The organism is Burkholderia sp. WTPI3 (genome assembly GCF_021483755.1).
In the GTDB taxonomy this organism is placed as follows: domain Bacteria; phylum Pseudomonadota; class Gammaproteobacteria; order Burkholderiales; family Burkholderiaceae; genus Burkholderia.
In genome coordinates this window covers 1-15095 of record NZ_JAGIXF010000074.1, presented here as the reverse complement: position 1 = coordinate 15095, position 15095 = coordinate 1, and the positions used below count along the sequence as shown (strand labels likewise).

The 15095-nt window shown below is 65.0% G+C and carries 11 protein-coding genes; 1 reads left to right on the top strand and 10 read right to left on the bottom strand.

Going from position 1 to position 15095, the window contains the following annotated elements; all coding sequences use genetic code 11:
- Nucleotides 1-325 precede the first annotated feature (325 nt).
- Nucleotides 326-1603 carry a M23 family metallopeptidase gene (locus J7024_RS28860; RefSeq protein ID WP_175750841.1) on the top strand — a complete coding sequence of 426 codons (1278 nt, stop codon included), beginning with the start codon at nucleotides 326-328 and terminating at the stop codon, nucleotides 1601-1603.
- A 110-nt stretch (nucleotides 1604-1713) separates the two neighbouring features.
- On the opposite strand, the gene J7024_RS28855 is transcribed toward J7024_RS28860, so the two are convergent.
- The 10 genes from J7024_RS28855 to J7024_RS28810 form a co-directional block, all read right to left on the bottom strand.
- Nucleotides 1714-2439 (bottom strand): amino acid ABC transporter permease, encoded by a 726-nt coding sequence (locus J7024_RS28855; protein WP_124825755.1) that lies wholly within the window; start codon nucleotides 2437-2439, stop codon nucleotides 1714-1716.
- A 2-nt stretch (nucleotides 2440-2441) separates the two neighbouring features.
- Nucleotides 2442-3164, bottom strand: coding sequence for an amino acid ABC transporter permease (locus tag J7024_RS28850; RefSeq protein ID WP_175750840.1), 723 nt, complete (start codon nucleotides 3162-3164; stop codon nucleotides 2442-2444).
- A 108-nt stretch (nucleotides 3165-3272) separates the two neighbouring features.
- On the bottom strand, nucleotides 3273-4088 hold the full coding sequence (locus J7024_RS28845; RefSeq protein WP_175750839.1) for an ABC transporter substrate-binding protein: 816 nt from the start codon (nucleotides 4086-4088) through the stop codon (nucleotides 3273-3275).
- 481 nt (nucleotides 4089-4569) lie between these two features.
- On the bottom strand, nucleotides 4570-5874 hold the full coding sequence (locus J7024_RS28840) for an MFS family transporter (protein WP_124825758.1): 1305 nt from the start codon (nucleotides 5872-5874) through the stop codon (nucleotides 4570-4572).
- A 230-nt stretch (nucleotides 5875-6104) separates the two neighbouring features.
- On the bottom strand, nucleotides 6105-7784 hold the full coding sequence (locus J7024_RS28835) for a SpoVR family protein (protein WP_124825759.1): 1680 nt from the start codon (nucleotides 7782-7784) through the stop codon (nucleotides 6105-6107).
- Complete coding sequence (locus J7024_RS28830; protein WP_124825760.1) at nucleotides 7781-9049, bottom strand: YeaH/YhbH family protein; 1269 nt, start codon at nucleotides 9047-9049, stop codon at nucleotides 7781-7783. The genes J7024_RS28835 and J7024_RS28830 overlap by 4 nt, the downstream gene beginning before the upstream one ends.
- Before the next feature lie 125 nt (nucleotides 9050-9174).
- The gene (locus tag J7024_RS28825) at nucleotides 9175-11097 is read right to left on the bottom strand and encodes a PrkA family serine protein kinase (RefSeq protein WP_096505402.1); all 1923 of its coding nucleotides are present in this window, start codon (nucleotides 11095-11097) and stop codon (nucleotides 9175-9177) included.
- A 525-nt stretch (nucleotides 11098-11622) separates the two neighbouring features.
- Nucleotides 11623-13413 (bottom strand): methyl-accepting chemotaxis protein, encoded by a 1791-nt coding sequence (locus tag J7024_RS28820; protein WP_124825761.1) that lies wholly within the window; start codon nucleotides 13411-13413, stop codon nucleotides 11623-11625.
- A gap of 281 nt (nucleotides 13414-13694) precedes the next feature.
- On the bottom strand, nucleotides 13695-14624 hold the full coding sequence (rbsK, locus tag J7024_RS28815; RefSeq protein ID WP_124825762.1) for a ribokinase: 930 nt from the start codon (nucleotides 14622-14624) through the stop codon (nucleotides 13695-13697).
- On the bottom strand, nucleotides 14621-15095 hold a 475-nt coding region (locus J7024_RS28810; protein WP_234745665.1), incomplete at its 5' end, for a substrate-binding domain-containing protein. The genes rbsK and J7024_RS28810, both read right to left, overlap by 4 nt.

The following is a 15095-nucleotide window of genomic DNA, read 5'->3' as shown; positions in this document are numbered from 1 at the left end:
AAACGGCGCAACAAATGCCGATCCATCCCGATTTTCCGCAGTGCGAAACGAATGAGCTGACCCTTTTTAAAATTTTTAACATTTTTCGGAACATCGGTAGACTGACGCGGTCATCTTTCTTTAGCGTCTTCGTGATAAATCAGGTTCGACCCGACAAACTCACGCCGCCGTTCGAAGCGGGCCTGCCCGCGAGTTGGGTCGAACGGAAACGACACAGGCCCTTCGGAGGGCCTGTTTTGTTGCACGCCCGTCGCCCGCCCCGTCGTCGCCCGACGGATGCGCCGCCGATGGCTTCTGCCCACACCTCTTTGAACCGCTTTCCTGGATGTGGACACTTTTGGTCAAGCCTGCCGCAACCCTTGATGCTTTCGCGCCCGGCCGTGCGCAGCGCCTCGTGCGTGCGCTCGTGCCGGCCGCCGTGCTCGGCGCCCTCGCCGCCTTCGGTCTCGCCGCCGCACTGCCGGCCGTCTCGCAACTGCCGGGCGCCGTCGATTCCGGCACCGCCGCGCTGCCGCAGCGCGTGCTGTCCGACACGCCGTTTCCTACCGCTCAGCATTTCGTGACGAGCGAGCTCGCGCGCACGATCGGCGAGCGCAACGAACTCAATGGAGGCAACGACCGGAACCCGCAACCGGGCCTGTTCGCCCCGCTCAGCGCGCATCGCAACGACATGCTCGGCTATGCGAGCCTGTTCCGGTTCGCGCCGCCCGAGCGCCAGCACGGGATGCGTGCCGGCGACATCGAACTCACGCTGTCCGATACGCTGAATCGCCTGGACGTGCCGCCCGAAGTGCGTATCCAGCTCGGCGATATCGTCACCGGCAAGGTCGCGATGCGCGCGAGTGCACAGCGCGGCGACTACTACCGCGTCGCGTACGACACGGACAACGGCACGCCGCACCTCACCGCGCTCGAGCTGCGCGTCGCGGGCCGCACATTCGGCGCAATCTGGTTCCGCGCGCCAGGCGCCGGGCACGGCGCGTACTACACGCTCGACGGCGCACCGCTTGAAGCGGCCGCGTTCACGATGCCGGTCAAGTGGACGCGCATCAGCTCGTTCTTCGGCGAACGCATCCACCCGTTGTCGCAGGCGATGGCATTCCATACCGGCGTCGATCTCGCCGCGCCGACCGGCACGCCCGTCAATGCGGCGGCCGACGGCGTCGTGTCGTTCGTCGGCACCGATCCGGGCGGCTACGGCCACTACGTGATCGTCGATCACGCGGACGGCTATTCGACGTACTACGCACACCTGTCCGCGTACGCGCGCGGGCTGAATACGGGCGAAACCGTGAAGCAGGGCCAGCGCATCGGTTCCGTCGGGATGACCGGCGCGGCCACTGGCCCGCACCTGCACTTCGAAGTGCGGATCGCGAACGACCCGGTCGATCCGCTCGTCACGCTCGCGAACGCGCAGACAGGGCTCTCCGACATGCAGCTCACCGCGTTCCGCCAGGAAGCGGCGCAATGGCGCGGCCGCCTCGCGTCGATCAATACGTCGCCGTTCGCGTTCGCACCGGGCGACGGCCCGCTGTGGGGGGACTTCGCGACCGGTCCGTCCACGCTGCGCGCGGTCTTCAATTCGAGCTACAGCGCATCCTGATCCGACCGCCGCCGCTCGCGCTGCGGCAGCGCGGCATGCTGCGGGTATCCGCAGACCATCACGACCGGGAATCTGCCGCGCGCATCATGCATGCGTGCCGCAGCACGCCGTCACCGCGCCGGTTCCGTGCGTTCGGTCGTCGCCTGCGCCATGCGCTCCGCGCGTGGACGGCGCGTCAGCAGCCAGCGCGCCGCGCCGTCGAGCGACGTGCACAGCACCAGATAGATCGCCGCGACGAACAGGAAGATCGGCGCCGGATAGATCATCAGCCGGTTGTTCACCTGCGTCGCGACGAACGACAGTTCCGGCACACCGACGATATACGCGAGCGACGTGTCCTTCACGAGCGCGACCCACTGGTTGACGAACGACGGCGTCATGATCCGGATCGCCTGCGGCAGCAGCACGTAGCGCACCGTCTGCCAGCGGGTGAGCCCGAGCGACAGCCCGGCCTGCCACTGCCCGTCGCCGGCCGCGACGATGCCCGCATGTACCGCGTGCGCGAGATACGCGCCGCCGATCAGTGCCAGCGCGCAGACGACCGTCGCGAGCCCCGGCACGTCCATGTGCAGCAGCATCGGCATCAGGAAGTACGTCCAGAAGATCAGCATCAGCACCGGAATCGCGCGAAAAAAGCCGATGAACGCGAGCAACAGCACGCGTGCCGGGCCGCGCGCGAGCGCCATCGCGACGCCGAGCGCCACACCGAGCACGGCCGACGCAAGCGCCGACGCGATCGCCAGCACGAGCGACAGCGCGGCGCCGCCGAGCGGGCCGTCCGGAAAAGCACCGACGAGCAGGTACGGCAGGTTGGAGAGCAGCAGCGAGAAATCCATCGTCAGCGCCCTGCCCCGAGCCGGTCGCGCCATTGCGTGGCCGCGTATGCACCGGCCTCGATCGCGGCGACCGCGGCGACGTACAGCACGGTCGCGACGCCGAACGCGGCAAACGTCTTGAACGTTTCCGTCTCGACCTGCCGCGATGCGTACGACAGCTCGGCAACGCCGATCGCCATCGCGAGCGATGAATTCTTCACGAGATTCATGTATTGACCGAACAGCGGCGACAGCGCGATGCGCACGGCCTGCGGCAGCACCACGTAGCGCAGCGACTGCATCGGCGTGAGACCGAGCGCCGCCGCCGCGTCGTGCTGCGCGCGGCGCACGCCGCGCAGGCCGGCTTCGCACTCCTCTACGACGAACGCGGTCGTGTACGCGCTCAGCCCGATCCAGCCCGCGACGAATTCGAACGACGGCCATGCGAGCGTGAGCGGCCCCATGCCCACTTCATGGCGCGCGTTCAGCCACGCGGTCCACGTGTCGGGCAGCAGCGACGCGACGCCGAAATACCAGAACAGCAGTTGCACGAGCAGCGGCGTATTGCGGAATGCAACGACGTAACCGGTCGCCAGCATGCGCAGCGCGTTGCCGCGCGCATGCCGCATCACCGCGAGCAACAGTCCGCCGACGGTCGCGGCGACGGCCGACGCGGTCGCGAGGCCGAGTGTCAGCAGAAAGCCCTGCCAGAGCCAGGACAGATATTTGGGGGCCAACCCGAGCATGCCGTGGTGCGCGCGCAAGACGCGCGATAAGAAGAGACGGATAAGAACGGAAAACGCCGCGAACCGCGCACACCGGCCCGGCCGGCGGCGGATCGCGGCGCACTCGGCTCAGGTCTTGTCGCCGATCCGGAAGATGCGCGTGAGCGGCGTCTTCGTCGCCGGCCCGAACCACGCGTCGTAGATCTGCCCTGCGCGGCCGTTCGCCTCGAGCCCCTTGAGCGTATCGTTCACGAAGCCGAGCAGGCGCGTCTCGCCCTTCGGCACGCCGACACCCATGTAATCGTTCGATATCGTGAACGCCGGGATCTCGTAGTTCTGCTTGTCAGGCACGTTCGCAAGCAGGCCGATCAGCTTCGGCCCGTCCTGCGTGATCGCCTGCACGTTGCCGGCGCGCAGTGCGGCAAACGCGAACGGCGTGTCGTCGTACGCGACGATCGTCGCCTTCGGGTATTTCTCGCGCAGCGTGATTTCGTTCGTCGTACCCTTGTCCGCACCGATGCGCAGGCCGTTCAGCTGGTCGGCCGATTTCAGCACGCCCTTCTTCGCGAGGAACTGCTGGCCCGACGAGAAATACGGAATGCTGAAGTCGACCTGCTTCGCGCGCTCGTCGGTGATCGTGAAGTTGGCGAGCACGAGATCGACCTTGCCGGAGGTCAGGAACGGAATGCGGTTCGCCGGGTTGGTCGGCTGAAGCTGAAGCTTCACGCCGAGCTTGTCGGCCAGCGCCTTCGCATAGTCGACGTCGAGGCCGACGATGTGATTGCTCTTGCCGTCGACATAGCCGAACGGTGGATTGCTGTCGAACGTCGCGACGCGCAGCACGCCGGCCTTCTTGATGTCGTCGAGCCGGTCCGCATGCGCGACCGTGCCGGCCGTCACGAGTGCGGCTCCGACGAGCCACGTAGCGAGAGTGTGGATTTTCATGAGCACAACCTGATTTGTTATGAAGGCCGCCGCGGATCGCACGGCGGCCGGTTCGAGGAACGTCGCGACGCAGTGTGTTGTCGCGAAGCCGCTAACGTATCAGCGCGTGCGGCGAATCCGAACCAACAAATGGTGCTTTGCTCTGCGGCATTCGTGATGAGGCATGCAGGTCGCCGGCACGCAGGTTCCGGGCACAAAAAAAGACGCCCGCTGCACGCAGCGGGCGAGAATCCCAGTCAAGGAGGTGTCACACGAACTACGGATTCAGAATAAAAGCATCGCCCGCGACGGACAACGAAGCGATTTCGATATCGATATCGCGGGGGCCGCGATGAGCTTGCACGCGATCCCGCGCCGGATGAAAAAACGGCGCGCCGCCTGCATGGCGGAGCGCCGTCGTATGAGGTGCTGCGTTCTGCGTGCCGCCGTGTTGCACGCCGCAGCGGACAACCCGGCCGTATCGGCCGGGCGGCCCGATCGATCACGGTTCGTGACGCAGATACCCTTCCTTGCTCGGATCGCGCATCCGCCACGACACGATCAGCGAGATCGCGCACAGCACGGTCACGTACCAGTAGAAGGTTTCCTCGCTGCCGATCGACTTGAACCACAGCGCGACATACTCGGCCGAGCCGCCGAAGATCGCGTTCGCGACCGCATACGACAGGCCGACGCCCATCGCGCGCACTTCCGGCGGGAACATCTCGGCCTTGATCAGGCCGCTGATCGACGTGTAGAAGCTGACGATCGCCAGCGCGATCGTGATCAGCACGAACGCGGCGACCGGGCTCGTCACGGTCTTCAGCGTAAGCATCAGCGGCACCGTGCCGATCACCGCGAACGCGCCGAACAGGATCATCGACGTGCGGCGGCCGATCTTGTCGGACAGCGCGCCGAACACCGGCTGCATCAGCATGTAGACGAGCAGCGCGAAGGTCATCACGTTGCTGGCCGTCTTCGCGTGCATGCCGGCCGTGTTCACCAGGTACTTCTGCATGTACGTCGTGAACGTGTAGAAGATCAGCGAGCCGCCGGCCGTGAAACCGACCACCGTGAAGAACGCGCCCTTGTGCTGCCATACGCCGCGGATCGTGCCCGCGTCCTTCTTGTCGCGCGACGCGCTCGTCGACGTTTCGTCGAGCGACTTGCGCAGGTACAGCGAAATCAGCGCGGCCGCCGCACCGCAGACGAACGGAATACGCCAGCCCCATGCCTTCAGTTCGTCATGCGACAGCGCCTGCTGCAGGATCACGAGCACCAGCAGCGCGCACAGCTGGCCGCCGATCAGCGTCACGTACTGAAACGACGCGAAGAAGCCGCGCCGCCCCTTCAGCGCGACCTCGCTCATGTAAGTCGCGCTGGTGCCGTATTCGCCGCCCACCGACAGCCCCTGGAACAGGCGCGCGACCAGCAGCAACGCCGGCGCCAGCGCCCCGATCTGCGCATAGGTCGGCAGCACCGCGATCACGAGCGAGCCGCCGCACATCATCAGCACCGAGATCATCATCGCCGCGCGGCGCCCGTGCCGGTCGGCGATGCGGCCGAACAGCCAGCCGCCGATCGGGCGCATCAGGAAACCCGCCGCGAACACGCCGGCCGTGTTCAGCAGCTGCGTCGTCGTATTGCCGCTCGGGAAGAACGCCGGTGCGAAATACAGCGCGCAGAACGAGTAGATATAGAAGTCGAACCACTCGACGAGGTTGCCCGACGAGGCGCCGACGATGGCGAACACGCGCCGCCGGGTGTCATGCGCGGACAGCGCAGCTTGGTCGGTCTGGACGTCCATGGGTTGGTCTGTTCCTTTTAGTGCTTTCTGGGCGAGACGGCTGGGCCGCCGCGTGCGGTTGCACGTGGCACCGGTTCCGGCGCACGACGCCACGGGATTTTAGCGAAATGTAAAGTAACAGGCTCTCCGGGTTCGTCCGGATGTAGAAAATTTTTCTCGTGCCGCGCGCTCGTCATATGAAAACGCCAGCCGTCAGGCTGGCGTTGCATGCAAACTTTTGCCATCGATGCTCAGACGCGCACCTCCGGCGGCACGTAGCGGCACTCGTAGCGCTTGCGCACGGTGCCGGCCTCGTCGACGCTTTCCAGGAACACGTCGAACTGCCAGAGCCGCGCCATGTGCTTGAGCACTTCGTCGCTGTCGTTCGACAGATGGCGGTTGTCGGTCATGAAGTGACGCAGCGTGAGACTGCGATCGCCGCGCGTGTTCACCGCCCATACCTGGATGTTCGGCTCGCGATGATGGATGTCGTACTGCCGCGACAGCGCCTGCCGGACGTACTGGTAGCCGGATTCGTCGTGGATCGCCGACACCTCGAGCGAATCGCGCATGTCGTCGTCGAGCACCGAGAAGAGCCGCATCTCGCGAATCAGGTTCGGCGACAGATACTGCGCGATGAAGCTCTCGTCCTTGAAGTTGCGCATCGCGTAGTGCATCGCAGGCAGCCATGGCGTGCCCGCGATCTCCGGAAACCACTTGTAGTCCTCTTCCGTCGGCGACTCGCAGATCCGCCGGATGTCGCTCATCATCGAGAAACCGAGCGCATACGGATTGATCCCGCTGTAGTACGGCTTCGTGACGGGCGGCTGGTAGACCACGTTGCTGTGCGAATGCAGGAACTCCATCATGAAACCGTCTTCCAGCTTGCCCTGGTTGTACAGCGTGTTCAGCAGCGTGTAGTGCCAGAACGTCGCCCAGCCTTCGTTCATCACCTGCGTCTGCCGCTGCGGGTAGAAGTACTGGCCGATCTTGCGCACGATGCGGATCACTTCCCGCTCCCACGGCTCGAGCAGCGGCGCGTTCTTCTCCGCGAAATACAGCAGGTTTTCCTGCGGCTCCGGCGGATAGCGATCGTCCTGCTCCTCCATCTGCTCGGGCTTCTTGCCCGGCAGCGTACGCCACAGCTCGTTGACCTGCGACTGCAGATACGCCTCGCGTTCGCGCCGCAGCGCGGCTTCCTTCGACAGCGACGGTTTCTGCGGCCGCTTGTAGCGGTCGACGCCGTAGTTCATCAGCGCATGGCACGAATCGAGCAGTTCCTCGACGCGATCGAGCCCGTAGCGCTCCTCGCATTCGGCGACGTAGTTCTTCGCGTACACGAGATAGTCGATGATCGCGTGCGCGTCGGTCCACAGCCGGAACAGGTAGTTGCCCTTGAAGAACGAGTTGTGCCCGTACGCCGCGTGCGCGATGACGAGCGCCTGCATCGTCATCGTGTTCTCTTCCATCAGATACGCGATGCACGGATTCGAATTGATGACGATTTCGTACGCGAGGCCCATCTGGCCGCGGCGATAGCTCTTCTCGGTCGCGAGGAAGTGCTTGCCGAACGACCAGTGCCGGTAGTTGACCGGCATCCCGACCGACGCATAGGCATCCATCATCTGCTCGGCGCTGATCAGCTCGAGCTGGATCGGATAGATGTCGAGCTCGTATTGCTCGGCGACCTGCGCGATATGCGTGTCGTATTCCTCGAGCAGCTCGAACGTCCAGTCGGACGGGCACGGCAGCGGCTTGCGTTCGGCAACGTTCATACGCGCTTCCTTTTGCCCGGCTCCGGGCAAGTCGGCGGCCGGCGCCGACGCTTCGGTCCGGCCGCTTTGCTGCGATGCGGCAGGGCCGGCCGTGTCGTCGCCGGAAGGGCGCGGCGCGTAGCCGCGCGACTCGTTGTGCAGGTGGCGGGTCGTCATGACATTTCCACCTGTTTTTCGAACAATTCGCGAAACACCGGGTAAATGTCGGCAGCCGATTCGACTTTTTTCATCGCGAGATGCGGTTGCGACAGCGCCAGTTGCGCGTACTCCAGCCACAGGTTCTGCTCTTCCGGTGCGACCTGGATATACGCGAAGTAGCGCGTCTTGGTGAGGATATCCTCTTCCAGGATTTTGCGACACTTCGGCGAATCGTCGGTCCAGTTGTCGCCGTCCGACGCCTGCGCACCGTAGATGTTCCATTCCGTCGGCGAGTAGCGCTCGTTCATCACCTTGCGCATCAGCTCGAGCGCGCTCGACACCACCGTGCCGCCGCTTTCGGTCGAATGGAAGAAGGTGTCCTCGTCGACTTCCTCCGCACGCGTATGGTGACGAATGAACACGACCTCGATACGCTCGTAGTTGCGCTTCAGGAACAGGTACAGCAGGATGAAGAAGCGCTTCGCGAGATCCTTGCGCTGCTCGTCCATCGAACCCGACACATCCATCAGGCAGAACATCACGGCCTGGCTCGACGGCTGCGGCTGCTTCACGCGATTGATATAGCGCAGGTCGAACGGATCGATGAACGGAATTCGCCAGATGCGCCCTTTCAGGTGATGGATCTCGGCTTCGAGCGCGGCGATTTCCGTGCGGCGGTCCTCGGTGTCGTTCTTCAGCGCCTCGAGTTGCGCCTCGAGTTCGCGCAACTCGTTGACGAGCGGCGAGCCGAGCGCGATGCGCCGGCCGAGCGCGCTTCTGAGCGAACGCACGACGTCGATGTTGTTCGGCGTGCCTTCCGCCGACCAGCCCGCGCGCACGTTCTTCCAGCTCGGCACCGTCAACAGGTGCGTCTTCACGAGGCGCGGCAGTTCGAGATCGTCGAAGAAATACTGCATGAATTCGTCGCGGGACAGCTCGAACACGAAGTCATCCTGACCTTCGCCCTCGTTACTCGCCTGACTGCCGCCACCGCCCGAGCCGCCTTGCGGACGCGGAATCTTGTCGCCGCGGACGTAGTCCTCGTTGCCCGGGTGCACGTACTCACGGCGCCCGCCAGGCCCGTGCCGGAAATTCGGCTCGGCGATGTCCTTGCGCGGGATCGTGATGCTCTGCGTGCTCTGGATATCCTTGATGCTACGGTCGCGCACCGCGTCGGACACGGCACGACGAATGTAGTTCTTGACGCGACGCAGAAAGCGTTCGCGATTGGCGATGCTCTTGTTCTTGCCGGCCAGCCTGCGGTCGATGATTTGATGAAGCACTCCCGGTCTCCCGCTCGAAAGTCGATCTGCCGGGGCACTCGCCGCGCATGCCGTCTGCCGTCATGCGGGCGGCGCCTCTGAAGGCGCCCGCGCGGACGAACCGCACGGGCGCGGTACCGCGCGCGTCATGACGACTTGCGCACGCGCAGGTACCAGTCGCAAAGCAGCCTCACCTGCTTCGGCGTATAGCCCTTCGCGACCATCCGGTTCACAAAGTCCTCATGCTTGCGCTGCTCCTCTGCCGAACCCTTCGCGTTGAACGAAATGACCGGCAACAGTTCCTCGGTATTCGAGAACATCTTCTTCTCGATCACGACACGCAACTTCTCGTAACTCGTCCACACGGGGTTCTTGCCGGCGTTGGCCGCCCGTGCGCGCAACACGAAATTCACGATCTCGTTGCGGTAATCCTTCGGATTGCTTATCCCGGCCGGTTTCTCGATCTTCTCCAGCTCCGCGTTCAGCGCGGCGCGGTCGAAGCTCTCGCCCGTGTCGTGATCGCGGAATTCCTGGTCCTGAATCCAGAAGTCCGCATACGTGACGTAGCGATCGAAGATGTTCTGCCCGTACTCCGAATACGATTCGAGGTAAGCCGTCTGGATCTCCTTGCCGATGAACTCCGCATAGCGCGACGCGAGCACGTCCTTCACGAACGACAGGTATTTCTGCTCCGTTTCCGGCGGGAACTGCTCGCGTTCGATCTGCTGTTCGAGCACGTACATCAGGTGCACCGGGTTGGCCGCGACCTCGCTTGAATCGAAGTTGAACACGCGCGACAGGATCTTGAACGCGAAGCGTGTCGACACGCCCGTCATCCCTTCGTCCACGCCCGCGTAGTCGCGATACTCCTGGTACGACTTCGCTTTCGGATCGGTGTCCTTCAGGTTTTCGCCGTCGTACACCTGCATCTTCGAGAACAGGCTCGAATTCTCCGGTTCGTGCAGGCGCGACAGCACCGAGAACTGCGACATCATCTTCAGCGTACCGGGCGCGCACACGGCTTCGGCCAGCGACGAATTGCGGATCAGCTTCTCGTAGATCTTCGTCTCTTCCGACACGCGCAGGCAATATGGCACCTTCACGACGAAGATCCGGTCGAGCAGTGCCTCGTTGTTGCGGTTGTTGCGGAACGCCTTCCATTCCGACTCGTTCGAGTGCGCGAGAATCACGCCGTCGAACGGAATCGCGCCGAATCCTTCGGTGCCCTTGAAGTTGCCTTCCTGCGTGGCGGTCAGCAGCGGGTGCAGCACCTTGATCGGCGCCTTGAACATTTCGACGAATTCGAGCAAGCCCTGGTTCGCCAGGCACAGGCCGCCGGAGTAGCTGTATGCGTCGGCATCGTCCTGTGCGTACTGTTCGAGCTTGCGGATGTCGACCTTGCCGACGAGCGACGAGATGTCCTGATTGTTCTCGTCGCCCGGTTCGGTCTTCGCGATGCCGACCTGCCGCAGGATCGACGGATAGCGGCGCACCACGCGGAACTGGCGGATGTCGCCGTTGTATTCATGCAGGCGCTTGACGGCCCACGGACTCAGGATGCTCTTCAGGTAGCGGCGCGGAATGCCGTACTGCTCTTCGAGGATCGGGCCATCTTCGTCGTAGTCGAACAGCCCGAGCGGCGATTCGTTGACGGGCGAACCCTTCAGCGAATAGAACGGCACGCGCTCCATCAGTTGCTTCAGGCGCTCGGCGATCGACGACTTGCCGCCGCCCACCGGGCCGAGCAGGTAGAGGATCTGCTTCTTCTCTTCGAGCCCTTGCGCGGCGTGCCGGAAGTAAGCGACGACCTGCTCGATCACTTCCTCCATTCCGTAAAACTCACGAAACGCGGGATAGACCTTGATAACCTTGTTCGCGAAGATCCGCGACAGGCGCGGGTCGTTGCGAGTATCGATTTGTTCTGGTTCCCCGATTGCAGCCAGCATGCGTTCGCCGGCCGTGGCGTACGCTGACGGATCGTTCTTGCAGAGCGCGAGATACTCCTCCAGCGAGAGCTCTTCCTCTCGCGTTTTTTCGAAGCGGTTCGCGAAGCTGCTGTAAATATCCATGCTACCTCCCTCGCCTGAGTCTGAAGACGTGCTTGCCTTCGTATGACTGCGCAGAAGCAAGCGCGTTCGAATTCATCCTAAACCCTTTCTGTTTTTTTTTCACGAACTCTTCGTATGAAGTTCGTCATTCTCGACAACACCGGTTGGACAATGCATTTCCACGCTTTACAATCGATCTCCCGAGCCGCAGAAACTGCATCCGCGGTGTCTCGTCGAGCATCGGAACGTCTCGTGCGTTGGACGCTCTGGTCGTCGTCGCTTCTCCTCCACGTCTTCGTTCTCACGCCCCTTCATCCCTATACGTTCGAGCGATCGTATGCGACGACACGCCACGTGCGCCGTTACAAATTTTTTTCGCATCCTTCGGAGATACCCGTACGTAGCACGGATGCCAAAACACGACGCGCGACGATGCACGATCGTTCATGTGCGCTGTCACATTCAGTCGATCACCGAAACGACGACGCCCGCATGCCGCGGGCGTCGTGCGCTACCAAATGGGGATAGATGCGCGATCCACGCGAATCAGAACGTCTCCCAGTCGTCGCCGCCGGCGGTGGCTGCAAGCGGCGCCGGTGCGGGCGTCGCGGACGCGGCCACGGGCTTGCGAGCCGACGGAGCAATTGCCGTGCGCTTCGCCGGCGCATCGCGATCGTCGCGTGCCGACGCCGTCGCCGGTGCGGGCGTCGCGGTCGACACGGCTGCCGGCGCGGCAGGCATCGCGCGCGGCGCTTGACGCGCGGCAGCGACACCCGCTGCCGGCCGTACCGCTTCGTCGTCGATCCGGAACACCGAAACCGTCTGGCGCAGACGCGCGGCCTGTTCGTCGAGCGATTGCGCCGCCGCAGCGGCCTCCTCGACGAGCGCCGCGTTCTGTTGCGTCACCTCGTCCATCTGCGCGACCGCACGCGCGACCTGATCGATGCCGCCGCTCTGCTCCTCGGACGCTGCCGCGATCTCGCCCATGATGTCCGTCACACGCTGCACCGCACCGATCACGTCGCTCATCGTGCGTCCCGCTTCGTCGACCAGCGCCGAACCGGTGCGGATGCGGTCCACCGATGCATCGATCAGCGCCTTGATCTCCTTGGCCGCGCTCGACGACCGCTGCGCGAGGCTGCGCACTTCGCCGGCGACCACCGCGAAACCGCGCCCGTCCTCGCCGGCACGCGCGGCTTCGACCGCCGCGTTCAGCGCGAGAATGTTGGTCTGGAAGGCGATCCCCTCGATGATCGCGATGATGTCCGCGATCTTCGCCGAGCTGTCGTTGATCTCGCCCATCGTGCCGACCACCTGGCCGACGACCGTATTACCCTTGTTCGCAATTTCGGATGCGTTCGCGGCCAGCGAACTTGCCTGCCTCGCATTGTCCGCGTTCTGCTTCACGGTACCGGTCAGTTGCTCCATGCTCGATGCGGTTTCCTGCAGCGCCGCCGCCTGCTCTTCCGTGCGCGACGACAGGTCGATGTTGCCGGCGGCGATCTGCCGCGCCGCGGTCGCGATCGACTCGCTGCCGCCGCGTACGGTGCGCACCGTATCGACGAGCCCGTGCTGCATCTTCGCGAGGCCATCAAGCAACTGGCCCATTTCGTCGCGGCGTCGCACGACGATCGAGCGTCGCAGGTCGCCCGCGGCGATCGCGTCGAAGTGCGCGAGCGCATCCGCGAGCGGACGGCCGATCGCACGGCTGAGCGTCAGCCACGACAACACCGCGGCGCCGAAGCCGGCGACGAGCACGACGATCGACAGCACCCGCAGCATCTCGTACACCGATTCCGCGTGATTGAAGCTCGCCTGCGCGTCGCGGAACTGAAAGCTGCGCAGCGCTTCGCTCGCGACCGCGAGTTCGTTGTAGCGCACCTGCAACTGTTTCGCGCCGTCGCCGATCCGGTCGTGCTGATCCGAGCCGACGAGGCCCGCGAACGCGTCGCACGCGCTTTGCAGCGCCTGTCGCTTCGCGGCAACGTCCTGGGCAAGCCCGTCCTCTTCGGGCCCGCGCGGCAGCGCGAGGTACTTCTGCCACCACGCGTCGGACTGCGTACGCATGCTGCGGCTGCGCTCGACGGCCGCCGCCGCGTCGGGCGTGCCGGCCAGCATCACCGCGCGGTCGAGCGCCAGCCGCTCGCGCGCCGCATACATTTCCGCGACGGCAACGTTCACCGCACTCGGCATCTGGTTCGTGAAAATTTCGCGCGTCGAGTCGTTCGAGCGCGTCATCCCGTACAGGCCGAGCACACCGATCACTCCCAGCAGCATGGCGAGAAACGCCATCGTCAAACCGATGCGCGCACGAATCGTCAGGTTTGTGAACACCATCATCCTTCCTGTTTTACGTCGTCATGGACGGGCCGAGCCCGTTTTCGAAACAGTGTTTCGCCCGATGCATTTACGACCGCGCGCGGCCCAACTTGATGGTATCGACGACTCTTTTTCACCAATCAGTTCATGAATTACAGATTGCTGAATAATGGGGGCAAACCACTGCCGGTTCGCGGGGCAGGAAGACGATGCCAACGCGGTTTGCGCGACAACGCCAGAAAAGAAACGGCCGGCCGCCTGCTGCTGCAGGCGCCGGCCGCGATGGGGGCAATCCGGTTCTATTCGCCCAGTTCGGCGAGGGTGGGAATCGACGGCTGCGCACCCGCTCGGGTCACCGACAGCGCCGCCGCGCGCTGCGCGAAGCGAATCGCGGTATCGACGTCCTCGCCGGCCGCGAGCCGCGCGGCGAAACCGCCGATGAAGGTATCGCCGGCCGCGGTCGTGTCGACCGCTTGCACGACCGGCGCCGGGTAATGCCGCGCCGCACCGTCCGCCGTCAGCGCCAGCACGCCGCGCGCGCCGAGCGTGATCAGCACGTTGCGCGCCCCGGCCGCCTGCAGCGCGCGCGCCGCGGCCTGTGCATCGTCCGGATCGCGCACCGACAGTCCGGTCAACGCGGCGGCCTCGACTTCGTTCGGAATCAGGTAATCGACAAGCGGCAGCCAGTCGCCCGGCAACGGCGCGACGGCCGGGGCCGGATTGAGCACCACCGTGCGGCCGAGCCGCCGCCCGGCCGACAGCGCCGCGAATACGGCGTCCGGCGGCGTCTCGAGCTGGCAGATCAGCACGTCGGTCGCAGCCAATGCAGCTTCGTGCCGCGCGACCGTATCGGGCGTGACTTCCCCGTTGCCGCCCGCGACGATCACGATCGTATTCTGGCTCGCGTCGTCGACAACGATCAGCGCGACGCCGGTCGATGCCGCCGCACTGGTCGCGAGCCCCGTGCAGTCGATGCACTCCGCTTCGAGGCCGGCCCGCAGCGCCGTGCCGTACGCATCCGCGCCGACGCAGCCGATCATCGCGACCCGCGCGCCGAGCCGTGCAGCCGCGACGGCCTGGTTACCGCCCTTGCCGCCCGCCGCCTGCGCATACGCATGGCCGGCGAGCGTTTCGCCCGGCAGCGGCAGCCGCGGCGAACGCACGACGAGATCCATGTTCAGGCTGCCGACCACCGTCACGCGGCCGGGCGCCGCTGCGCGCGCCGTCATGCGTTGGGGCCGGGCATGGCCGGCTCGCGATAGACCGAGGTGGATTCGCGCAGCACGAGCCGCGGCGACACGACGCGACGACGGCTCGGCGCGGACGTCGAGCCGCCGCCGATCCGCTCGATCAGCGTCTGCGCGGCCATTTCGCCGAGCGCGCGCACCGACTGGCCCACCGTCGACAGCGCGGGATACGTGTAGCGGGAGAATTCGATGTCGTCGAAGCCGATGATCGAGCAGTCGTCCGGCACGCGCATGCCGCGCTCGGCCGCCGCGCGCAGCGCACCGACGCCCATCAGGTCGTTGCCCGCGAAAATCGCGCTCGGATGCACCGACTCGAACAGCCGCCCCGCCGCGTGATAGCCGCCGAGGCACGAGAAATCGCTTTCCGCGATCGCGCCCGGCACGCAGTCGATCCCGCCCTCCGCCACCGCGCGGATGACACCCTGCGCTCGCCGCGCGCTCACGGCCGTGTCC

Excerpts from the sequence above, each read along its gene's own strand:
- J7024_RS28860 (WP_175750841.1), top strand. The coding sequence starts at position 326 with ATGTGGACACTTTTGGTCAAGCCTGCCGCAACCCTTGATGCTTTCGCG.
- J7024_RS28855 (WP_124825755.1), bottom strand. The coding sequence starts at position 2,439 with ATGGATTTCTCGCTGCTGCTCTCCAACCTGCCGTACCTGCTCGTCGGT.
- J7024_RS28850 (WP_175750840.1), bottom strand. The coding sequence starts at position 3,164 with ATGCTCGGGTTGGCCCCCAAATATCTGTCCTGGCTCTGGCAGGGCTTT.
- J7024_RS28845 (WP_175750839.1), bottom strand. The coding sequence starts at position 4,088 with ATGAAAATCCACACTCTCGCTACGTGGCTCGTCGGAGCCGCACTCGTG.
- J7024_RS28840 (WP_124825758.1), bottom strand. The coding sequence starts at position 5,874 with ATGGACGTCCAGACCGACCAAGCTGCGCTGTCCGCGCATGACACCCGG.
- J7024_RS28835 (WP_124825759.1), bottom strand. The coding sequence starts at position 7,784 with ATGACGACCCGCCACCTGCACAACGAGTCGCGCGGCTACGCGCCGCGC.
- J7024_RS28825 (WP_096505402.1), bottom strand. The coding sequence starts at position 11,097 with ATGGATATTTACAGCAGCTTCGCGAACCGCTTCGAAAAAACGCGAGAG.
- J7024_RS28820 (WP_124825761.1), bottom strand. The coding sequence starts at position 13,413 with ATGGTGTTCACAAACCTGACGATTCGTGCGCGCATCGGTTTGACGATG.
- rbsK (WP_124825762.1), bottom strand. The coding sequence starts at position 14,624 with ATGACGGCGCGCGCAGCGGCGCCCGGCCGCGTGACGGTGGTCGGCAGC.